Source organism: Oceanobacillus sp. FSL H7-0719 (genome assembly GCF_045040795.1).
Classification (GTDB): Bacteria; Bacillota; Bacilli; order Bacillales; family Amphibacillaceae; genus Oceanobacillus.
Genome location: NZ_CP150301.1, coordinates 564265 through 587896, shown reverse-complemented (window position 1 = coordinate 587896; position 23632 = coordinate 564265). Strand labels below are relative to the sequence as shown.

Sequence of the window (23632 nt, the reverse complement as noted above, 5' to 3'; positions counted from 1 at the left end):
CCGTTATTATTATTCCCCTTACACCCACTAATTAACTCTAAACAGAACTATTACTCAAGACTTCCATACTCTTGTATAATAGCTCTCTCAGCACAATATTCATAAAATCTATTTATTCTTTCTTTAATTTCTTCTTTTCTTACTATTTTTTCTAACCATTCTTCTGGAATTTGTTCCATTTTATAAAACATTCCAGCTAGGGTTCCTGTTATGGAACCCACTGTATCTGTATCATCACCTAAATTTATCGCTTTTAATATAGCTTCTTTAAAATTTGATGAATTTCCTAAGCACCAGATTGCAGCTTCCAAAGTGTGAACCACATAACCGTCTGATCGAATTTCTGTTTCAGGTAAATCAAAGAAATTCTTATCAAATATCCTCTCAAAAGCACTTAGTTCTTTTATATATATATGTTCTTTCGCAAGATTTTCATGAAACAATTCAGATACCTCAATTAATGATTTTTCAAGCGGATTATTATGATATAGTCTTAGGAGCAGTTTCACATACAAAACTGATCCTACAATAGACCGGGGATGGGCATGAGTGATTTCAGTATATTTTTTGATTAACTCCACCTTTTTTAAAAAGTTGAACTCATTATATAATAAAAATACTATAGGTGAAATCCTCATGATTGCCCCATTTCCATTATCATATTCTTCAGTTCCACCACATTTCGCAGCGGGGACACCCTTGTTAAACTTATCAATTGCTTCGGCAGTGGTTCTCCCTATGTCAAACATTTTATCAAATGGAGTACAGTAACCTCTATTTTTATACTGTACAAACTTTTTCATCAAACTTTCCGCATTTCCCTCTTCTATGATATTTTCCATCAAGCATAAGGTTACGGACGTATCATCAGACCAAGTGCCTGGTGGCTGGTTATATGTACCATAACCAATAATATCTTGAATTTTATAAGATCCCCTTGGTTTAAATTCAACTGGTACTCCCATTAGATCCCCGAGGATTCCACCGTAAATAGTCGGTAATACACGTTTTTTAATATTTATGCCCAAGAAAATTTTATTATCATCTTTCCATCTATCTATTAATCTTCTTCCTGTCATACATATTCACCTAAATATAAAGTTTTTGATTTAAATCCTTTTATGTATTTCTCTTGAGTCATAGTATTAACAGCTCCTTAGTAATTTGATTAGGCTATCAATCTCTACTAATATCTTAGGGCTTAATAGTTAGCTATTTTTCCTTTTCTTTTTTCAGGCCTCTGTCTCCCAGATTCAAATGGACCTCTCAATACCCTAAAATCATTTTCTTTTAATCTACTTAACATTTTTATTTATCCTCCCTTCTCATATGAATTAAACTAAACTTTGACTTTTATCATTATCTATAAAGGCGTTACAAATCACCTGTAAATTCGTCATATTTTTTTCTGTTGAAGCTTCTAAAATATTTTATAGTCTTTATAATAAACCATATATGCTAGACTACTATTTTTTATATTGATTCTACTCTATTCACACGCGTTCTTCTAATAATGCTATTTCTCATTAAAATTCTTGACAGAAAATGAAGGGAATTTAAAAATACAATACATTGCAATGATAAATTCACAGGCCGCGATTAAAAGACCTAGATACACAATTGTTATAATAAATGCCATAAAGACAATTTCGAAGTTCCCCAATAGTCCATTTTTTATCGCCATCGAAGTTATCGCTATAATAATAAATAAAATTGGAAACAATATGTAGTTCTTTTTTCTTTTTTTAGATGATTTTTCATTTGTTTTAACAGTCGATCTCAAACTATTGAACCATTTTACTAACACAATTATATGAATAATCAAGCCGCCAACTAAAATAATCAAAATAAATGGTAAGTATAATTCGTACATTCCCCTGTCTTTACTGAACATTAAAACCGTAATGAAGGGATCCATCGCAGCCTTATATGTAAACAGCACCACAGCAATACTTAACATTTTTTGAGTAAAAGCATTATTCCACCAAAAGAACAACATCACCAGTAAATGGAAACCAAATAAAACAGCTTCTGCGTAGTAAATTCTATGCCATGCAGTAGATAGCGTATCCCATCCCACTGTATTAGCATTTGCCACAGCTAGTGACACACCTACAAACAATCCTGATATAAAAAACAGACCAATAAGATATGCCCGCATCCCAGACATTGTCAATCTACCCTCTTTGATTTCATCTTTTATTGCTTTAAAATTTGCTTCAGATAATTTATTCATCAACTTCACCTCATTAAACTTATACGAATCATTCCAATATGTGCTTTTATTATTCTTGTTTCAATATATGGATAGACATGTTCAAGACGTTCTTTAACTTTCCTAATTCAGCCCCTTTTCTACTATTTACAATAATTTACAGGTATATATTATTGAAGTGTGCTATAGAAGTCAGATTGGAAAGCACAGGCATAACCGGTTATTAACGGTGTCTTAACCTGATTTGTTGAGGGGATAACCTTGTTTTTTTAGTTTTTTATACGAACAGGAAACATAATCCCTTCTTCTTATATTAGACTGAGATCCCTTGTAATCATATGTCCATACTACCCATGTTTATTATCCATCAGATTTAACTTTCCTGTATTATTAAAATTAAAACTATCAAAACGGTATTTGCAATATAGTATTACGAATTGCTCTGGTAAGACGAAAAGCATTGCAAAGAAAACTAATATACTAATTATAATCAAAATTACAACTTCCACATCAATTAGGCCATATGTTCTAACTAAAAATTGAAGAACGAAAACTAATCCTATACTAACTACAATAATTATTGGCAAAAAAGATTTTATATTCGATTCGACTTTGTTCCTGACTTGATCTTTTTTACTTCCAACTCGGTAATCACCTTTTTTCAACAAAATTAAAAGTCGCACACAGGTTACTAGAAATACTAATAATCCAAAAGCTAAAGCGCCGTATGTAAAAAACAATAAAGAATCTAAACTAATACTTCTCTCCTTCTCTAGAAAAAAAGAGCCATTATCAACGTTAGAATTCCAAAAAGATTCTGTGATACAAGTATAGTTATGAAATACTGGACCTTCTGCTGTTTCATATAGATGGAAGGAATAGCGTAAATAACCGATAATATAATCAAAATAAGTGTAATTATGAGGTGGAACAACCTTATATTATCTATATAAGGAAATGCCGACCGATCAGCACCTACGATATACGCCAATACAAACATAAGTGCCTGCAGAAAAATAGAAAGTATTAGCATAGCACCAAAATTATTAGGGCCTTGTCTTCCCGATTCTAGCGCACGTCTGAAGACTGCAAAATTTTTTCTTTTAATCTACGTACATCCTTTCTCCAACTCCTATTCCTTAGCTAATCAATTTTATTAAAGTACCTTTGGAAAAAATGGTATAGAAATGATTGTTTAACTATTATTTAAACTCCCTTTATTATAGTCTCTAAATTTCACGGTACGATAACCCGCTTCAACCTTTACACGATTTATTGCAAAAGATAAAATATAAACCACAAAATAATGATTAGTAACATGATATTGCTGTATCTATAAAGAACTGCTTCTTTAATTATTATAAAATGATATGATACATATGACTTACTGACTCGCTTGCTTGAACTTAGACCATACCGTAAATCATACTATCTATGGCTGAAATTTTTGACAGAAAATGAAGGGAATTTAAAAATACAATACATTGCAATGATAAATTCACACACACCGATTAAAAGGCCTAAATAAACTACGGTAACAATGAATAAACCAAACAAAAGATCAAATTCACCAAGCATCCCATTTTTTATAACTATGGTAGTTATAGTTGTTAAAATCGCAACCACAGGTGCAAGCACAAAATATATTGTACCTCTTTCGTTTGTCTTCTTTTTCTTATCTTTTAAACTCTTTATCCATTTAAACAGGATAACTAGATGTAAAATAAAGCCACTTACTAATATAATTAATATAATTGGTATTACTGAATCATCCTTCCCACGGTCTTTACTAAACATAATGACCAGAAGATATGGATCGAGTGCTGCTTTATATGTAAACAAGACCATCCCAATACTTAACATCTTTTGACTGACTTGGTTACTCCCCCAACAGAATAGAAGAAGCAGTATATGAATGCAAAATAAAACTGCTTCCATATAGTAAATCATATGCCATCCACTAGATAGAGTATCCCAACCGACCGTATTAGCATTCGCTACAGCGAAAGATAATCCTACAAAAAAACCAGAAATAAGTAGTAGCCCCATTAGATATCCTCTCATCCCGGCCAACGTTAATCTTCCATCTTGTATTTCACTTTTAATTGCTGCGAAGTTCTCTTCGGATAATTTACTCATTCTTTCACCTCATCAATTCTTTTTAAACCAAACTGCAATGCTTCTTGGTGATTCTCCCGCTCTTTACTAATGCAACAACTTACTCTCAAGTCCAATTCACCTTCAACAAATGCAACAATCGGCTGGTCAGTAATTCTATCCATTTCCCAATATAAACATTGAACTAAAAGGCAGGCTTTCAAATATAAATAGCCGTAATCAAATGTCCGTATTACGCATGTTTTCTACCCATCGGTTTTTAATTTCCTTTTTTATTAAAATTAAAACTATCAAAACGATATTTACAGTATAAGATCACTAGTTGTTCGGGAAGAACGAAAAGCATAGTATAGAAAATTAATATAGATAAAGCCATCATCCCTATGAATTCTATGTCGGCCAAACCTAAACTACTCCAATAATAATAAAGGTGATTATGACTCCTAATAACAGGAAAACCATAGATAGAACAAGTAATAGTAAGGCTGTTTGATTTATTTTTATTTCAACTACGGATTGATCTTCAACTTCTTTATCAGCACTTCCAAAAAAATATATTTGATTTGCCTTTATTTTACCGAACCTTAGTTTGCATCAATACGATATTCCTCATTATTGCTTAAGCTTTTAACTTTATCTCCCCCCAACTGATAACGATACTTTCGCCGCTCCACCCATTACAACTGTGTTTCTTTTAACTTGGATTCCCATTTTTTTACCCCTTTATATAATTCTATTTAGCTTATATTTAAACCTTGCATTGAAAAGCAATCAAGTAAAATTCAAAACTATACTATATCAATTAATATCAATAAGTTTCTTTTCTTCCGTTAATTTAACTTCGCTAATAGGAACCCATTTTTCATAATAATACTTATCCGTTCTATTAAAATTCAACTTCTTTGCAATACCCCCATTTTTTGTTCCTAATTGTATATAGCTATCTTTCTGCTGATTACTTACATTAAATTGCTTTCCTTTATACTCCGCACGCGGCTTGATAAAGTAATATTTACTAAGTTCACTTCTTTTAATTTTCTTTGTGTATAAGCCACTATTATAAATATCTTCAAAGTCACTTGTTACTTCACTTATGTTTTCAGTCATTATCATTAGATTGTTATCCACATCTTCAGTGATTTCATATTCTTTGCCTTGATAAATTCCAAAGAAACCTTTTCTGATCATACCTTACACCTCTTTAGTTTACAGCTACGAATTTTTTACCATTGAATACACCTACTAAAATTTCATTGCCATTTATAACCTTATAAATTTCAGCACCTTGTTTTGGAAGATATCTATCATCAAACTGCCATTCAGGTACTATTTCTCCATTTCTTGAACCAGTAAAACCATTCAAAGTGCATGGTGGACCATCAATATTAGTCCCACCAAACCTTTCACCATAAGGTATTTCAATACTATCAATTTTTTGTGATTTAAATACTATCTTTCCATAAGTATCTCCGTCTTCAGGGTAAGGCCTCCATCCGTCTGGAAAAGAATAATCTAAACGAGAGGATTCAACCACATCATCATAGTTTTTTATATGCCCCATATCGTCTATCTTTGCAACATAACCACCTATTTCGGTGTAAACCCCTGAAATATACTTTTCAATATCTTGACCTGGTATTGTCTTTTGTAATGCAGTATCTGAAGTAGGCTTAAGTACAACATCTCTAACTTCCTTCATAATTGATAACTCTGTCTCCGATAATTTATCAACTGGCTTTAGTTTTGTTTTTTGAAACGTTTCTACATCCCAGTTATATTTTTCTAGTACTTCGTTAATTTGATTTTTGAAGGCATTCGGTGAAGCTGCAGATTCTACTAAACCTAAATTTCTACCAACACCCTCAGCAATACTAAACATCTGCTTCGCTTTATTCTCAAAGAGATGTGTATTCTCCGCAGGTATATGTATTTTCCCTATATCTCTTGCATCAACCACTTTACGAGTTGATGTGATATTTTTCACTGAGGTAATCGCTGAATCTGCCACTCTCCCTATATCCTGTATATCTTTTACTAGTTTATTTTTACATACTTATCTTTTTCCCATACTTGTTACGATAAGTTTAGAACGTCATTTCATTTTCATTTTTAGGCCATTGAAGCTTACCATTATCTAGACGTTTATAAAGCATGGCGAATCCATCACCGCCAAATATAAACATTTGTAACGATATTTGCTCCAACCAGATAATAAGAAGATGGAATCTCCGTATGGATCTAGCTCGAAATGCTCTTGAACGAGCGTAGCTAGTCCGTAGATTCCTTTTCTCATATCCGTCTTACCGCAAACGATGTAAATGTTTTTGACGTCTGTGTAATCTTGCCACATCCATTTTTCAAATCCCTTATCACGGTTTGAATGATATGCTCATCTACACCATTAAAGAAGGAAATTGCAAGGCTGACTGATTTCATCGTACAAACAGGGGTTGGTACTGCCGGAGATTCTAGCGGAAGCGCTAACGTAGATTCTTTTTTTTCAGGATGGAGTGTTACGGGGGCCATGATCAGTTCTTCATGTGGCATAGAAAAGCACCTCCTTCAATTGATATTTCTATCTTAGCAGGAGAGGTGCTGAATTCTTGTATGCGTTGTTTGATTACGGGTTTACGTTTATTCGTTACTAGGTACTTCCATAACAATAAGCGCCAAAACATCTGGCGCTTATTGTTATATTACTTCACCTCAGAAATAAATTCACTAAATGTATCAGCTACAAAGTACGTTATTGGCTCTAATTCAGCTGATTCCTCATGATTCCAAACAACAACAATTGGATTTTCTCTATTATTCCTAAAATCCAAACACACAAAGTCACCAGCAAATAAGACTGCAATTGGTAAAATATCTGCACCTATCAACTCTTCATTATCAGTCAATCTATCTTCAAGTTGTGTTAAAGTAACATCAATATCATACATTCCTAATGCGTTATCTCTAGGAGTCTTTAATAAACATAAAAATCGATCTATTGCATATTCGTGATTATTACATTTAAACTCTCCATCTATTGGTCTTCCACCATTATTTCCTTTCATAAATTCAACAAAATCTTTTGGAAGTTTTACTCTCCAAAATTTCTCTTTCCTCTCAAACAATTCATCTGTTGGCAACGGTAGAGCTATAGTCGACTTATCTATTTTCACCTAAATTCCTCCTTAATAAGTTATCTAGGGGCATCTGCCCACATACCAGTTGTCCTACCTCCATTATGTGGCGTAATATTGTGAATTCCATAAGGTACCAATTCCATTTTCCCTGGTATTTCAGTATGGTGCCATGTCATTCCTTCACGAGGACCTCCAATTTGCTTATCAAGCCAGGTAAATTGCCTCTTATCAGATAACTTCCAAAATTCTTCTGGTAAATAAACAATTTCTTCAACTAAACCACCCCCAGCAAAATCCGCAAATCCGTAACGCATTCCTTCAACTTTATTTACTGGGATTTGTGGAATATGCCCACTAGAAGTAGCTTGTTCTTTAATAAGGCGTTTTTGTTTTAAAGACAAATTCTCTGCACCTAATATATCTTCTCCCCAAGACCAAGGTTCATTAGAGTTTATTTTTTTAGCATATAGATTCGCATAATCTTCAAGAACATCTTCAAACTCTTTGTTACCCTTTACAAATTCTTCTATATTTTCCAGCTTTCTTATTCCACCAGATTCTTTATCAACTTTACCCGTACCCTATGTTGTAATCTTAAAAGCTAAAAATTAAAAAGTCAGCCATTTTACCACCCTATTAAACTACTTCTTTCTCATGCATTATCGGTAATTCATAGGCTGTTTTATGCTTCATCATGCCATAAATAATATTCACAAGCCTTCTCATAATGCACACCAATGCTTGCCCCTTTGTTTTTCCTTCTTTTAGTTTCTTTTGGTAGTAAGCATAAAACACTGGGTTACGTGGCAGTTTACTTCCTTTTGCTACTTGCACTTGTTGCACAGCCAGGTTGTAAAATAAAGCGTGCAGCGCCCGATTTCCCTGTTTACTTTTTTGTTCCTTGCCTTTCCCACCAGAGCCAAAGTAAACAGGCGCAATACCCGCAAATCGTGCTAATTTGTTGGCATTAGGAAAACGTCTTACATCACCTATCTCTGCAATTAATGCGGAAGCTGTAACGAGATCAATGCCTGGCATGGAGTCTAGTTGAAAGTCTAGTAAGCTCATTAACTCTTTTAATTCTCTTTCTACCTTGCCTATTTCCTGCTTTCCAAATAAAATATGCCGTACAATGCTTTCTACCAAAAAGTTTCGTGTTTCTTGATGTTCTTTTGTTGTATTTCCGTCCTCTTTTACTAACTTCAATATTTCATTCGCTTTTTTCACCGAACAAGTATTATGGCTCACTTCTAATAAGAAGGTGGTCAATTGTTTTATACTCACACCTTCTAAACAAGACGGCGAAGGGTATCGTTCCCAAAATGCTAAAGCTGTTTTCCCATCCACCTCGGAGAAAAACTTCTTATAGCTAGGGTAATGGTGGCTCAATTGAATGTGCAGTTGGTTCTTTAATGCTCCTTGTGCTTTTACTAACGCATTTCTTCTAGTTACTAATTGTTGTATTGACCAAAATAAATCATGTGGTTTAGCGTCGGGCAAATGGTTCAGTTGGTTTAACAAAATGCGTGCCACACATTCCGCATCCCAGCTATCACTTTTTTGTGTGGTCATATGGCTTTTTCGTTCAGCGTATGAAAGTGCTGGATTCACTTCTTTCACAACCTGTCCATGGTCGGTTAAAAACTGTGCCAACGACCGTCCATAGCCTCCAACATCTTCTAAGCCGAATACAGGCGTCAATCCTTCTTCCATCAGTTTATCAATATATAGTAAAAATGTTGAGAAGGCAGACGGTTTATTTTCAAACTTTATTTCACCTATCTTCTCTTGCCAACAATTAATAATCACTGCCACATGGTGTTGCTTATGTAAGTCTACTCCAACATACAAGTGTTTCTGCTTTTCATGCATGGTTCATTCTCCTATTCATTTATTAATCATTGAAAAAAATGCCGGCAACCTTAGTTCGAGCGTTCACCAACTGGTGCGCATTGGTACGAAAGCCTATCCATTTTCATCGTTTCATAAGAACTTATAAGAAAATGAATCCTTTTTTTAAGTAACCTTTTAAATTATTGCTTCATGCTTGCCATTTGCTTGTATTTGTCCATATGTATAAATCCCTTGGTAGAAGCTTTCTCGGTCTAAAATGCGTTTTACTTGTACTTTGGTAAACAATTTACCTTGCGTTGTTCTATAGCCTTCATTATTTAATGCTTCTGCTAACCTAGATAGTGACCATTTTCTATGTAGCTGTTTAAGCTCGAATAATCTTTTTACCGCCTTTGCTTGATTGTTATGAATCATTAGTTCCTTTTCACCTTTTTGCTTCTGATAACCAAATGTTGCCCGACCACCTGCATATCCACCTTCCTTTGCCTTTTTATTTCTCCCCTTCGTTAGTTTGAGGGCAATTTCAAGCCGTTGGTATTGGTCTAATAACTCCATTAAGCCGTTTACCAAAAAGTCATTTGGGTCATTCTTATGGATACTGTAAAATGGTTGTTCAATGCTTTTAATATCACAGCCATATTTCTTCAACTCTCGCTGTATCAGCACTTTCACAATATCTGAACGCCATAACCTACTTGTATTCAAAACAATCACGTAATTTGTTTGGACAGACGAAAGGTGAGCCAACATTTCTTGTAAGCCCACCCTGTCTATTTCCAACGCTTCTTCATTTAGTTTTGCGCCACTAATTCCTTCATCTCTAAAAATATGTATCAAGTTCAAGCCTTGTTCCTTACAATATGCTTTAATTTCATCTTCTTGATATTTCAAGCTATATCCATCTCTTGCCTGCCCTTGAGTTGAGACTCGTATATACCCAACAACGTTCAACTTTTCACCCTCCCGTTACATAAATTGTAATTTCCGTAACGCCTTTTAAACGAATAGCGAGTATTATACGACCATCTCTTGTAAAAACACAACCAAAACCTTGTAATATAAAAATTAATTACATACCTCTTAATTTTCATATAGTGTATCGCCACGAGCTTATGTACTCTCGTTTGTTTATTGTCAATGCCCTGTCATAAGTCCTCCTACCTTGTAAAATGTCATCTCGCCTAATTATCGTATTATTTTCACAAACCAAGTATTAAAACAGAATGCCTTGATGGTACTACCTTCATGAGCTATGAATTTGATACAAATCATTTTTTATGTTGTCCAAAGGCTAATTTCTCTCAAAAAAGCACTTGTTGCCTACTATGCAATCAAGTGCTTACAGTTAATTTTCATTTTTTAGTCTATCTTATTACAATTAATATCCCGGATGTTAAAAATGTATATTTAATTCTTCACGGATTGCTTTTTCTAAGTATTCCTCAAAACTCTCTGCTATAATTTCTTTCCCACCGAAATTAAAGTCAAATGTAATAATTTCTGTATTCGGGGAATTAAAGCCTACTGGATTTCCTGCACCGTCTATACCAATAGCAGTAAAATTCTCATACCCTTGAGGGAGTGCTTTTCTAAAATGTAGAGATTTCTCTACAAATGATGGTGTCGCAACAAACTCTGCCTCTTTCAATCCCAAAATAATAGCCTCACCAACTGCTCCAGAACCATATCTCAAAAGAAATTCTTTAAAGTCCTCTGGCAATTTTACTTTTAGTTCATCTTCTGCTTGGTTTACTTCCTCAATATTAAGAGGTCCTCCAAAGGCTTCTGGGCACATTTCGAACTCTTCATCGATAGCATTTAATATTTCTATCTTCATTCAATAATCCCCCTTTTAATCATTTCATTGGCATATCTTGCCTTCCAATATTCTTTACGCCACTTATTAAATTCTATCCTAGCTTCCCCACTCCCAACTCCACCTGAATTTCCAAATGGATGTTGTTTTTTATTACCCAAATCATGGTATCTACTAGGCATCTCAATTATTGGTCCCTCAACTTTTTGTTCATGGTGATGGAGTACAATTGTATCATTTGCTCCATCCTTTGGTGAGTAACCTTTTTTAAATGAGTATATCAATTGTTTATCAGACATATGCGATAATGAACGCTGTGCTTTTACTTCAAATCCTCTAAAATGTGCTTTGAATTTATGAGTTTGCTCATAGCCTTCTAGCGCTTGGTAAATATCTTTAGGTGATACTTTATAAATATCTTTTGTTGAATTTAATTTACCCGTACCCTTAGTACCTCCAACTGGAACGCTCTCAGCTTTACTATACAACTGCTTCGCCTTATTCTCAAAGAAATGTGTATTTTTCGCAGGTATATGTACTTTCCCTACATCTCCTGCTAATACTACTTTTCTAGTTGAGGTAATATTTTTCGCGGAAGTAATCGCGGAATCTGCCACTTTTCCTATATCTTGTATATCTTTTGCTAGTTTATTTTTCGCTACATTCGCGGCATCCTTTATAGCTAATCCAGCACTTTTCACACGTTGCGCGGTCATTTGACCAGCAGTATGTATCATATTCCCTACTTGGTTTAACCCGTTTTGGGCAGTTGACTTAAGTCCTGGTATCTCTGCAACGCGCCCCCTAGATAGCACACGACTTCCTAAACGTATCCCTGTAGCAAACCTTGTTACTGCCCCTACTACGGGGATGAAATCAAGCGAGGCTAAGCTACCGCGCAATGCTCGCTCTCCTGATCCCAATCCTCTATCTGATGCCCAATCTTTTCCGGTCACTGCAGCTTTCAATTCTAATGCACCAAACGTGGTTCCTATAGTAAGTGTTAAAGGAACGCCAACAGGTGGGACAACTACAGCTAGTACAGTTGTACCAACTATAGTTACCAAAGCTGCAATATTTACCCAAAATTCCTTATTCAGCTGCTGGTCCTCAATCGAATTATACTCAAATGCATTCATATTCACCGCAGCCATACGATACTCTTCCTGTGAAAAATCCTGATCGAGATTTTCTGCTTTCCACATGTCATATTCAATACGCATGTGACTTGCATAAAAGTTATCGCCACTGAGTAAGTCATCCAGGCTTACCTCTGCTTTAGGCTGGCGCATAGTTTTATTCATCCCTTGAGCATAATGCGTCACTTCATCGGTTAAGCCAATTCGATTCTTGGTTGTGTATTTCGATATGGTTGCTTGCTGCATCGCTGATACGAACGCATCGATATCCTCATAGAAAGGTTGGTCGATAGTGCGATCTACGATATCTCCAACTTTCCCTGTGAAGTCACGCATGACTTCACAGTCTTCAAATATTTCCTGATAAGTCGATTCCCGGTCAATATGGCTGAAGCGCACAACACCATCACTGTCATAACGGGCAATATCTGATTCGGCACCCTCTAAATTGCGCGTGACATCCTTCAGGTCATCGATCATCCCTTTGCCATAAACACCCTTGCCAATCAATTCACCTATACTGGATTTCATTTGATTCCAGTCTGCGGGGATGTATTTTACATCCATCGTATCAAACCTCCACCCCATTCATCTGATATAGTATAAATCTACTAACTTAATCCCTAAAGAAAAATTTAAGACTTCATTACTTTTAAGTCAAACCAGTTTTTAGTTGCGTAAATCATAGTAACAATTGTGCCAACTACACCCACGCCAATTACAATAGGGCTCATCACGACGCCTACAAAAAGAAAAACGAAAGATAGGACAAGCAAAAGTAAGGCTGTTTGATTTATTTTTATTTCAACAATGGACTGATCTTCCACTTCTATTTCAGCACTTCCAAAATACATTTGATTTGCCTTTATCTTTACTGCGCTTTGGTTTGCATCAATACGATATTCTTCATTATTGCTTAACTTTTTAACTTTCTGTCCCTCAACTAATAAAGACACGGGCATCGTTCCACCCATTACACCTGTGTTTCTTTTAATTTGGATTCCCATTTTTTTACTCCTTTATATCTATTTTACTGTCCGTTTAATTTGTATTAACGTTCAAGACTATAACTTTATTCTTAAACATCTTTTAAATCTTAGTTTCATGTAAATTTCTAAGTAAAATCTCCATGAAACTATAACAATAAAGAAAATGAATTATGCCTACTCACTTAATAAATCTATAAATTCTTTTGATATAATCTCACTATTTTTATCTCGTTAACCATAAAGCTCCTACTAATAAATTCAAATTTCTCCTTTTTTGCGGTAGTTCTACTATTCAATTATTCGTATGCTTTCATATTTACACAGCCATGTTAAAAGCACTTAGGAAATTCACGTTTAGAATATTCCACCTTACACTTAATTTACTTTATCCCACAACTTCTAAAACTCCTAGTATTGTAATTATGTTATATCAAATAGCATCTTCCACTAACTATGATTTTCTTTCAGACGATTATGCCTACTTAATATCAATTCATATAACAGATTAAATGCTTCATGTTCATCCTGAGTTTCTAGAATAATATAATGGCCGCCTCTCTCTCTCGTCTTATATACTTTCCACATACCTTGATCGAAAGCACATCCTATTACAAGTGACTCATTAGTTATACTATCTAGTACTAAAATGTACTCGCCCATATTCAACTTTTCCTTCTTTAGTCTATCTAGAAATTCCTGTTTTCTCATACTTTGTACTCCTTAATATTTTGGTATTACTCCAATCATCTCTAATTTTTCAGCGATTATTGGAGTTACAATCTGTTCTGCTCCTCCGTCCATCAATTTCTCACCTGTCATACTGTTTTTCCATGGGGCGGCACTCCCCTTTAAACCATATGTTGAATCTATATTTCCAATCATATCTTCGATTCTTTTCTGGAAATCATTATAATCGGCTTTCATATCTAGAAAATCAGCGCTTGAGACTGGTTTTTTCCCATTCGCTGTTGCAATTTTATTTAAATCTTCTAGATTGTCTCCTTTAATCGCATCAATAGCATCAAAATATGAATTATTATCAAAAGTACCCACATGTCTCGCTGATGGATTTTCTAAGTAAGGGATTGCTCGTTCATTATAAGTAAATGGTACTGCATTGTCTGGCAAGGTTGTAAAGTTCTCCCCACCTATACCACCAATTCTATCCCATTGTTCTGGTAATGGATTTTTTCTGCTAATTGCTTGTATTGAATCTTCCGCAAATCCCATCTTTTCTGGCCAATCTACTAAAGGTCTTCCATTAGATCCGAATGCTTCAGATGTTAAATACTTTTTGTCAGCTACAACTGTAACATCACCTTTAGCGCCCCCTAATGCTCTGTACGCTTCATGAATTCTTTCTAATTTTTGCTCTGCAGTTAAATCAGTTCTTTTCCCAATATCATTAATATGATTGAAATATTCACCAACATTTTCAAATTTGAGTTCGGAGGTCACTTTAGTTGTCGCGCCACCAACATCCTCAGCCTTACTAAACATCTGCTTGGCCTTATTCTCTAAGAAATGTGTATTCTCCGCAGGTATATGTACTTTACCTATATCTCCCGCTTCTACCACCTTACGGGTTGATGTAATATTTTTCGCTGAGGTAATCGCTGAGTCTGCCACTCTTCCTATATCCTGTATATCTTTTGCTAGTTTATTTTTCGCTACATGCGCGGCATCCTTTATTGCTGTTCCAGCACTTTTCACACGTTGCACAGTCATTTTACCAGCCGTATTCATCATATCGCCTACATGAACGATTTCTCTTTTTATTGTAGATTTTAAACCAGGTTTTACTGCCATCTGGCCCAAATCCACGACCTGATTGCTTAGGCGGACACCGGTACCAAATTTCTTTATTCCTGCGACTCCTGGAACAATGTCCAATGGACTTAAAAGCCCACGCATCCATCGCTCCCCTGTCCCGAGTTCCCTGCGAGTAAACCAGTCTTTCCCAGATATAGCAGAACCTAACTCTAATGTTCCATACGCTGCACCTAGAGCTAACCCCGCGGGAGGACATATAACCGTTGCTCCTACAATCACAACCACTGCTGCTATACTCACCCAAAATTCCTTATTCAGCTGCTGGTCCTCAATCGAATTATACTCAAATGCATTCATATTCACCGCAGCCATACGATACTCTTCCTGGGAAAAATCCTGATCAGGATTTTCTGCTTTCCACATGTCATATTCGATGTTCATTTGCGTTGCATAAAAGTTATCTCCACTCAGTAAATCATCCAGGCTTACCTCTGACTTAGGCTCGCGCGTAGTGTAATTCATCCCTTGAGCATAATACGTCACTTCATCGGTTAAGCCGATTCGATTCTTGGTTGTGTATTTCGATATGGTTGCTTGCTGCATCGCTGATACGAACGCATCGATATCTTCATAGAAAGGTTGGTCGATAGTGCGATCTACGATATCTCCAACTTTCCCTGTGAAGTCACGCATGACTTCAAAGTCTTCAAATATTTCCTGATAAGTCGATTCCCGGTCAATATGGCTGAAGCGCACAACACCATCACTGTCATAACGGGCAATATCTGATTCGGCACCCTCTAAATTGCGCGTGACATCCTTCAGGTCATCGATCATCCCTTTGCCATAAACACCCTTACCAATTAATTCACCTATACTGGATTTCATTTGATTCCAGTCTGCGGGGATGTATTTTACATCCATCGTATCAAACCTCCAGCTTCGCTATAATTTGTTCTGCAATTGCCTGGTCAGCTTCTATCATAGCGTTTAGAGTATCGATAACGAGAGTCGAAGCCCGCATATAATTATCGTAGAGGTCGAGCATTTTTTTGTTTGCATCTGCATATACTTCCATGGCTTCCTTCGCTTTGCCTGCCTCATAATAATTAAGTTCTCCGAGTTTTGAGATGTTAGGAACCGCATTGCTTTCCAGTTCAGTAATAATTGCTTCCAATTTAGTGAAGATCGATGTGAGTTCGTCTGCGCGAACATTAATCGTTGCTCCGCTTCCATTAGCTGCTAATTTTGCGGGTTTAGACATCCTGCTTCGCCTCCTTATAAGGGAATTCCATTTCATCAAACAAAGTTTTTACAAACCAATACTGACTTGCATGATAATACTTACGTTGAACAGTATCTACCATAATTAATTGATCAGTTCTTTCAAAAACGAACCATTGTTGATAAAATGTTTGATTTTCAGCTTTTTGAGGCGATGCATTTAAATGGAAGAATTCTAAATTGATAAAAGAATCTCCAGGTTCAAATTGCTCCACCTCACGTCTTTCCTTATTTGTTAATTCCTTTTTTAAAAAGTTCTTTTCCCCTTCTTCAGGCTCACGCAGGATTACAGGGAACTTATCACCAAGTACTTTAAGTACGATTGCTTTAGAAACTACAAATATTTTATATTTTTCTTCCTCTTTCACTTCCATAAGAAGGATTAACTCATCATCACTATGTTCACTAAAAGCGAACATTAAATTATTAATCCGTACATATTTTTTACTTTGATGATAATATTCAATTGCTTGAATGATAATTGCTCCTGCTTTGGTAATTTTCCCATCGGGTGTCAGGATTTCTTTTTCTATTAGTTGATGATGAGCTTCTTCAAAAACTGTCTCACCTTTCAACTGATAGATTTCCTTTTCTGGCAGTCCAAAAAGAACTTCTCCTCCAAATGCAGCTGTCAATAAATAGAGCTCAGGTACAGAGAATGTAGACAACTTTTCATTTTTCATAAGTTTCTCACTTTCCTAACTGAACCATCATTATTAAAATCGTTGAAGTAACCCTCTAAATTATTTAAAGCCTTTGTTTGCAAGGAGGAAGCCTCTTTTAAATCTTTATGGTACTGGTAAATTATTTCCAAATACGTTAAAAATGAATCTCTCGCCTTCCCGCTCCACGTTGCTGAATGAGTGTATGATATTAATTCTTCGCATTGCTTGTAACTGTTTTTAATCGAGCTTTCCAAAGATTTTGCCGCTGCTTTCGCTTCACCTAAACGGTAATTATTGATTTTAACTTCACTCATTTATTATCACTCCCATCATTTATTCGGTCACTTAATCCTTCTCCGCTTCTTTTATAGCAAGATTTTTATAATGTGCATATCGTTCATATGCTTTTGATTTCGCCGCTATGAGTTCACTTCTCTTGTTCATTTCATATTTATAATACCTTTGTAAAGTTTCCTCTAATTCTGACAGTTTAGGGCTAAAATGATTAGATGGTATTTTATTACTTGATAGATATGGGGAAGCATTTTTGTAGCTATAAAAAGCACTCGCCGCATCATTGACTTTCTTGTCATGTTCGGTCACAGCTTTCTGCAGCTTTTCGTATAGCTTAAGATAGTCATCTCTTTTTTTCTCCGTATCTGATCTAAACCAACCAAATCCCATTTCACTTCCTCCTTTTTATTAGGATGGTGATACAATTTTAATTTTTTCTGATAGGCCCTGCTGTATATAGTAAGCTTCATAAGGTAATAAGTTTTTCTCTCTGAAAGGCCTGTTGGGAACTTCGAATAAATTCTGGTCTGAAATTCTGCCAAGCAATACACCGTTTTTCTGTTTTTTAACAGCTTGAGTTATATCGTCATAGAGTCGTTCAATAGAACTAATAACACCACCGATGACAAAATAAATACCCATTCGCGGTCCATTCTCAATTAATTTTGCGAGAGTAGTTTCTGCATTCATCGAAACCGTTTCAATAACGTAAGAGATATCTGTCACCATTACAATCATTGGGCGAATCTCCTCATTTAAATCGGCAGAATTACTTTGTGCTTCTTGGAAGGCATCTCCTCTTGCTTCATATAAGCTTTGAAGCTTTGCAATAATATCTTCTAAATCTGTTGCATCATTAGCATAAATATCTGCATTATCTTTATAATTTTTGAAACTTATAGATTGGTTATCTATTAAGCCAACATCAACATGCGCATTAGCAGCAATGATTTGAATTAATGACTTGAACGTCTCTTCGACAGAATCTCCTACTTCCCCCATTACAAGTGTATTCTTATCTTTTATTACATCCATTTCTACAGGTTTAACGTATTCGAAGTCGACTGCAAATGGAATACCACCCTCAGATAGAATGTCTTTTGTTTTAGTGATTCCCATAAATTCGGGTAATGTGATTTCTTCAGGAACAATCGGTATCTCCTCCGGCCGCTCACCTTGCCAAGCCCCATTCATTTCCTCAGCAAGTGCCTGGATATTATCAATGATTTCAAGTGATTCTGCGCCTTCAATTGGCAGCATTGTCTGGAATAGTGCTGGATCTTCTAGCTTCACGAGTCCTCGCCCCGGAATCTCTTCAATCTCAATATCTGTTTTTCCGACAATGGATCGGGCTTCTGTTCTTTCAATTAAATAGAGTGGCATTTGTGTTTTAATATTGGAAAGCAGCGGCATTTTCATTGCACTCTGTCTTCCTGCACTGATTGCCAAATAAAGCCCTACACTTGAACCTTCTCTTGCAATTTGTGTAATCAGCTTCTCAAATTCTTCAGCGAAGTCTGCATCACGAACAGAATCAAAATTATCGATGACGATGAAGATATTAGGAAGCAAATCACCACTCGCTCGTTCGTACATATCGAGATTCGCAACACCAAATTTACTTAGCTTCTGTTTACGCTCCTTGATTACATTCGTCAAAATACGCACCAATTTGCCGACTTTTTCCACATCATCCAGCTGAATCGTATCTGCTACATGCGGGAAGTTTTTCAATGGCAAGAGTCCATTTGTCCCGAAATCCAGCAGATATACATGTAAATGTTCTGGATTATGCTGTCGCACGAGATCCATCACAACGGTTTGCAGGAAGGTTGATTTCCCGTACCCTGGACTGGAGAAGACAGCTATATGTCCATCTTTTGATAAATCCAATTCCAATGGAGATTGTGATTGCAATTCTGGCTGATCCAAGAGTCCAATGGTTACTTTCAGCGGTTTCTTCGGCTGTGTCCATTCCACTTGATAATCAAGTGCATGCAAGTTATCAGCAAAAATACGCTCAGGAAGTGGAGGCAGCCACGGTCTCGGCAGTTGTTCGATTTCCTGACTCTTTGCAAATTCTGCAATATGATCAATTACTGCGTCTAACTCTGTAGGAACTTTTTCAATTTCATCTTTATTTTCTAATCCACTTAAGTCTTCTGTTAAAATATCATATTGTCCAAGGTCGTTAATCGCATAAATCGTCGTGTCAATATATTCATGATCTTCTTTGTCTGGTACATAGTCGGCACCACTGAAAGCACTTTGGAAAAGCTCATATATTTCATTATTTCCAACCTGTAAATATGCACGGCCTGGCAATGTTATCTCAGCTGCATCTGGCGTTTTCAGGATTTCGTTTGAATCTCCTTCATTTTGCACTTTTAGTGCAAGCTTGAATTTGGAGTTGGACCAAATTTGGTCATCCACAACACCACTTGGTTTTTGAGTTGCCAAAATTAAATGGATTCCTAAAGAACGGCCAATTCGTGCAGTTGATACGAGTTCTTTCATGAAGTCCGGCTGTTCTGATTTCAGCTCAGCAAATTCATCTGAAATCAAGAAGAGATGCGGCATAGCTTCTTTCGCTTTACCCTGCTTGTAGAGCTTTTGGTACTGGTTGATATGGTTGACCTCATGCTCTCCGAATAGTCTTTGGCGCTTTTGTAATTCTGCTTTTATAGAAGCAAGTGCTCGCATTGACTGAGCAGCATCCAGGTTCGTAATCGTTCCAACAAGATGTGGCATGTTTTTAAATAGATTTGCCATGCCCCCGCCTTTATAGTCAATTAACAGGAAAGCTACCTCATGCGGATGGAAATTTACTCCTAAAGAGATAATATAAGATTGAATAATTTCTGACTTACCAGAACCTGTTGTACCTGCAACAAGACCATGAGGGCCATGTGCCTTTTCGTGCAGATTCAATTGGACAACATCTTCTTTCCCGCGTAATCCCAATGGAACTGCAAGACTTTTATACGTCTCATTTTTCACCCAGCGTTGTCCAATCGCTAATTCTTCCACTCTCTCAACGCCATACATCTCCAAGAAAGTTACACTTTCTGGAATCGAGTTTTTAAGACTTTGTAGATGGTTAATTGGAGCAAGCGCACGAGATATTTCTTCTTTGTTAAACCTTTGAGGAAAATGATCAAGGGTGAAACGTTTATTCACAAGCTCTGCTTCTTCCAGAATAATATTCCCGTCTTTTGCATCCCGAATATCGATTACTGTCTTTACATGCTCAGGCAGCGCATGCATGACGTCCTGAACAAAAACAAGCGATACACCATATTCAGTTGGGTCTTCATTGAAGAACTCCATAATCGTATGGTCCAAAATTATTTTCTCATCGGTTATTAATACAACATAATGTGGCGTAAAATATGCCTTTTCATTGTTCTCTTTATCATCAAGGATAAGTTTTCGCTCTTTGAGAATTTGATATAATGTGTTTAATACCTGGTCTCTTGAGCGATCATGATAAACAAAACCGCGAACATTCACGTCTCTAATACTTGCATGAGGAAGCCAGCGCATCCAATCCCATGTTTCTTTCTCTTCTTCCGGGAAAATCGTAATAAATTGCAAATCATGGTAACTATGAAAGATAGAAAGCTGCATGACGAGCAATTGGAGTTGTTCCAAAACCAGATTTCGGTGGCCAATATAGCCGACTGGCCCTTTCATTAGTGAAGTCACTACAGGCACATCTTCTATTTCATCATACTGAGAAAGCAATTCACGTGCTTGATCCACTAATTCATCCTTTTCCTGTGTAAATTCCTCTTCATTAAAATCAATATCAAAGCTGGAATCTACCTTTCCAAGGCCAGCTCGAAAGTTTAGAAAATCATGATGAAACATCGTCTTTTCATACAATCTTGCCTCCACACCAACAGCCATATCCCGGATTTCCTTTACATTGGGATAATGGTAGTGCAATGCATGCCTTTGTTCTTCACTAGCTTGGTAGAGTTCTTTTGTTTTTCGTTGCAGATAGGCTTTATAAGCTGCTTCTCTCTCCGTCATATCCTGTTTATATTTACGTACACTTTTCACATAAGATGTAATGGAAAATATGATTGTTGTTACTGTTACCGCAAGCATCACTAGAATATAAATTCCTCTCGGCTGTACAAGTGAAATGAGTACAAGCGCCACAATCAAGATAAGCGGTGGAACAATCGTACGTGCCAGCTGTTCGCTCGGTTTGGACGGCTTATTCGCTGGTTTCGCTATTTCCTTTTTTTCTTCTGGTTCTCTGTAAATAATTCTTGGTGAACGATGATAGTTTGGATAATCTCCCTGGTAAGGATGATCGACTTCAATCAGGGTTACGAGTTTTGAAGTGACTTCATTATTTGAAACCGTTAATTGAATTTCTTTTTCACCGACAATGAATTCTGCACCGTCTACAAATAAGTGATCACCAAAATTTATGTTTACATGGTCGTTCACTCGGGTAAAGTTATGATATACTTCTCCCTCTTGTACATCCATTGTATAACCATGATTACCCGTTTGTTTTATCAATACAAAATCGGCTTTAATCCCAGCTATAGTAATATCCGCGTATGCATCGTTTCCAATGGTAACCGATTGTATTCCTGTAGTATCATAGATTTGCCTATTCTTATCGGGAAGCAGGTAAAACTCCAGTGGTTTCCCTGAAATAGACTCTTGCCAATATTCCTGCATCTGCTTGCCTTCAAATTCACAGACAGTTCCATCCCAGTTGAGCATGAACATCTGTTCTAAATCTGGAAATGTAATGTGATGAGACCATTCCTTTCCAATTTTTATATCTCTTGGTTCATTCTCTATTAAATGGCATTTATGCAATTGATTATTATAAGTTATCATGAGTGATTTCTGCGCCATCTTTTTCTTCCTTTCCACACGTACAGCCGTTTATAATTCAAGTTTGTTTTCCAGCAATATGCATTGCGTTTATTTTTTGTCTTTTTCGCTTTCCTTATTTTCTTCTTTTTCATCGCTGTTTTCTTCTTGAGAATCCGAGTTTGCATCTACTTCATCATTTTCTTCATCTGGCTCTGCGGCCTCTTCTTCAATCAGTTCATAATCGTCCTGGTATTTCTTCAGTTCATCCTGCAGCTCGTTCACCGTTTCATCACGTTCAGTACCAGACAATTCCGGATTATTTTTCGCCTCTTCTATTTGCTTGATCAATCCATACATAATTAATTGTGCATCATCTATGTATTTTGCCTTTTCCATGGATTCCTCAAACTCTCCGCGTCCATTATAAATCCAGTAAAGCAAGTAGTCCGTGTCACTTCTAAGACTGACATTTCTTAGGATAACTTCTTTTTCTCTTTCAGATAATTGCTCTACATTAATATACGAATTGGCGAGTACATATTGCGTTCGAAACGGAAGGTTTTCCGGATTTTCACTACGCAGTATAGATATAACTTCTCCATAATCCGAAGACAGATATTGACCATGTGCTTCAATCACATTATCTTGATGCGGGCTCTTTACAAATCCATAGTAGGCTAATGGTGCAGCGAGTAAAATGGATACAACAATCATAATAATGGAAAGCTGTTTAAACGTGCGATATTTTCTTAACGACACCAATGACATGGTTTTTTCTGTTTTCTTTTGTTCTTTCTGATAACTTTCAAGAAGAAAATCTTTTAATTGGCTTAACTTCTCCATATCACGTACTTGACGCTGGAATTCTGTTTCTTCAGCATTCTTTAGTGATCCGTTGTAAAGTTGCTCATAATCGTATTTTGTTGAAAATAATGCAATGATATAGCATTTTAGCTGTTTTAAAAATGCAGATTCATCCAATTCAAAGGGAGGAACTAAATTTCTTAACCCTCTGTAAGTAATAACTGGCATCAAATTTTCATCAAATAGAAGTGTTTCTGGGTGAAGTGAGAAGGTAATTCTCGTAGTAAGAAAACGTTCCAGTTTTGTAACATTGCATAACAAGCGAAGTTTTTCACTCGTATTTAATTTGAGAATATCCTCCCAGTTTTTATAGCTATCTTCTACGGTTAGATGAAATACAAGCATATCCTCATTTTCATCGATTTGAAGTGGCGCAAAATAATCGGAAGGCTCTTGCAATAGATTCATTTGCCTGATATCCTTAATTCTTGTTTGAGACTTCGGCATGTTTAGATGCCACGTATTTTTATCTTTTTTTAAATCAAGTGTTACATCTTCGATTTCTACTATTTTTTCCTGCATGACTGTTGACCCCTTCGTTATAAAGTAAATCTTCATTATTATGGCAAAAGACTCACGTATGCAGCTAAGAAGATGTTGTCTTTCTTAGCTGCATAAGTGAATCTCCATCAGCAGATA

General features: G+C 36.1%; 23 protein-coding genes. All 23 read right to left on the bottom strand.

What is annotated here, in order from left to right:
* Positions 1 to 50: 50 nt before the first annotated feature.
* The 23 genes from NST93_RS02955 to essB all read right to left on the bottom strand — a co-directional run bounded on the left by NST93_RS02955 (position 51) and on the right by essB (position 23515).
* A complete protein-coding gene (locus tag NST93_RS02955; protein ID WP_405101040.1) occupies positions 51 to 1079 on the bottom strand; it encodes an ADP-ribosylglycohydrolase family protein in 1029 nt (342 codons plus the stop codon).
* Between the two features lie 437 nt (positions 1080 to 1516).
* Positions 1517 to 2236, bottom strand: coding sequence for a hypothetical protein (locus NST93_RS02950; RefSeq protein WP_405101038.1), 720 nt, complete (start codon positions 2234 to 2236; stop codon positions 1517 to 1519).
* 1407 nt (positions 2237 to 3643) lie between these two features.
* Complete coding sequence (locus NST93_RS02945) at positions 3644 to 4354, bottom strand: hypothetical protein (protein ID WP_405101036.1); 711 nt, start codon at positions 4352 to 4354, stop codon at positions 3644 to 3646.
* The gene (locus tag NST93_RS02940; protein ID WP_405101034.1) at positions 4351 to 4497 is read right to left on the bottom strand and encodes a hypothetical protein; all 147 of its coding nucleotides are present in this window, start codon (positions 4495 to 4497) and stop codon (positions 4351 to 4353) included. Before NST93_RS02940 ends, NST93_RS02945 begins: the two co-directional genes overlap by 4 nt.
* A gap of 634 nt (positions 4498 to 5131) precedes the next feature.
* Positions 5132 to 5521, bottom strand: a complete 390-nt coding sequence (locus NST93_RS02935) for a hypothetical protein (protein WP_405101032.1) — start codon at positions 5519 to 5521, stop codon at positions 5132 to 5134.
* Between the two features lie 13 nt (positions 5522 to 5534).
* Positions 5535 to 6341 (bottom strand): hypothetical protein, encoded by an 807-nt coding sequence (locus NST93_RS02930; protein ID WP_405101030.1) that lies wholly within the window; start codon positions 6339 to 6341, stop codon positions 5535 to 5537.
* 126 nt (positions 6342 to 6467) lie between these two features.
* Positions 6468 to 6626, bottom strand: a complete 159-nt coding sequence (tnpB, locus tag NST93_RS02925; protein ID WP_405101028.1) for an IS66 family insertion sequence element accessory protein TnpB — start codon at positions 6624 to 6626, stop codon at positions 6468 to 6470.
* Positions 6623 to 6880 (bottom strand): hypothetical protein, encoded by a 258-nt coding sequence (locus tag NST93_RS02920; RefSeq protein WP_405101026.1) that lies wholly within the window; start codon positions 6878 to 6880, stop codon positions 6623 to 6625. The genes tnpB and NST93_RS02920 overlap by 4 nt, the downstream gene beginning before the upstream one ends.
* A 149-nt stretch (positions 6881 to 7029) precedes the next feature.
* Positions 7030 to 7500 carry an SMI1/KNR4 family protein gene (locus NST93_RS02915; protein WP_405101024.1) on the bottom strand — a complete coding sequence of 157 codons (471 nt, stop codon included), beginning with the start codon at positions 7498 to 7500 and terminating at the stop codon, positions 7030 to 7032.
* 20 nt (positions 7501 to 7520) lie between these two features.
* Positions 7521 to 7865 carry an HNH endonuclease gene (locus tag NST93_RS02910; protein ID WP_405101022.1) on the bottom strand — a complete coding sequence of 115 codons (345 nt, stop codon included), beginning with the start codon at positions 7863 to 7865 and terminating at the stop codon, positions 7521 to 7523.
* 235 nt (positions 7866 to 8100) lie between these two features.
* Positions 8101 to 9336, bottom strand: coding sequence for an IS110 family transposase (locus NST93_RS02905; protein WP_405101020.1), 1236 nt, complete (start codon positions 9334 to 9336; stop codon positions 8101 to 8103).
* 156 nt (positions 9337 to 9492) lie between these two features.
* Positions 9493 to 10269 (bottom strand): recombinase family protein, encoded by a 777-nt coding sequence (locus tag NST93_RS02900; RefSeq protein ID WP_405101018.1) that lies wholly within the window; start codon positions 10267 to 10269, stop codon positions 9493 to 9495.
* A gap of 442 nt (positions 10270 to 10711) precedes the next feature.
* On the bottom strand, positions 10712 to 11155 hold the full coding sequence (locus tag NST93_RS02895) for an SMI1/KNR4 family protein (protein ID WP_405101016.1): 444 nt from the start codon (positions 11153 to 11155) through the stop codon (positions 10712 to 10714).
* Positions 11152 to 12840 (bottom strand): HNH/ENDO VII family nuclease, encoded by a 1689-nt coding sequence (locus NST93_RS02890; RefSeq protein ID WP_405101014.1) that lies wholly within the window; start codon positions 12838 to 12840, stop codon positions 11152 to 11154. Before NST93_RS02890 ends, NST93_RS02895 begins: the two co-directional genes overlap by 4 nt.
* Before the next feature lie 68 nt (positions 12841 to 12908).
* Complete coding sequence (locus NST93_RS02885) at positions 12909 to 13280, bottom strand: hypothetical protein (protein WP_405101012.1); 372 nt, start codon at positions 13278 to 13280, stop codon at positions 12909 to 12911.
* 429 nt (positions 13281 to 13709) lie between these two features.
* Complete coding sequence (locus tag NST93_RS02880) at positions 13710 to 13970, bottom strand: hypothetical protein (protein WP_405101010.1); 261 nt, start codon at positions 13968 to 13970, stop codon at positions 13710 to 13712.
* 12 nt (positions 13971 to 13982) lie between these two features.
* Complete coding sequence (locus tag NST93_RS02875; RefSeq protein ID WP_405101008.1) at positions 13983 to 15959, bottom strand: hypothetical protein; 1977 nt, start codon at positions 15957 to 15959, stop codon at positions 13983 to 13985.
* Positions 15960 to 15963: 4 nt separating this feature from the next.
* Positions 15964 to 16299: a hypothetical protein gene (locus NST93_RS02870; protein ID WP_405101006.1), complete on the bottom strand. Its 336-nt coding sequence runs from the start codon at positions 16297 to 16299 to the stop codon at positions 15964 to 15966.
* Positions 16292 to 17002 carry a DUF5081 family protein gene (locus NST93_RS02865; protein ID WP_405101004.1) on the bottom strand — a complete coding sequence of 237 codons (711 nt, stop codon included), beginning with the start codon at positions 17000 to 17002 and terminating at the stop codon, positions 16292 to 16294. The genes NST93_RS02870 and NST93_RS02865 overlap by 8 nt, the downstream gene beginning before the upstream one ends.
* Positions 16999 to 17298 carry a WXG100 family type VII secretion target gene (locus NST93_RS02860; RefSeq protein ID WP_405101002.1) on the bottom strand — a complete coding sequence of 100 codons (300 nt, stop codon included), beginning with the start codon at positions 17296 to 17298 and terminating at the stop codon, positions 16999 to 17001. The genes NST93_RS02865 and NST93_RS02860 overlap by 4 nt, the downstream gene beginning before the upstream one ends.
* A 31-nt stretch (positions 17299 to 17329) precedes the next feature.
* Positions 17330 to 17668, bottom strand: coding sequence for a chorismate synthase (locus tag NST93_RS02855; protein WP_405101000.1), 339 nt, complete (start codon positions 17666 to 17668; stop codon positions 17330 to 17332).
* An 18-nt stretch (positions 17669 to 17686) separates the two neighbouring features.
* Complete coding sequence (gene essC, locus NST93_RS02850; RefSeq protein ID WP_405100998.1) at positions 17687 to 22168, bottom strand: type VII secretion protein EssC; 4482 nt, start codon at positions 22166 to 22168, stop codon at positions 17687 to 17689.
* Positions 22169 to 22237: 69 nt separating this feature from the next.
* Positions 22238 to 23515 carry a type VII secretion protein EssB gene (gene essB, locus NST93_RS02845; protein ID WP_405100996.1) on the bottom strand — a complete coding sequence of 426 codons (1278 nt, stop codon included), beginning with the start codon at positions 23513 to 23515 and terminating at the stop codon, positions 22238 to 22240.
* Between the last annotated feature and the right edge of the window lie 117 nt (positions 23516 to 23632).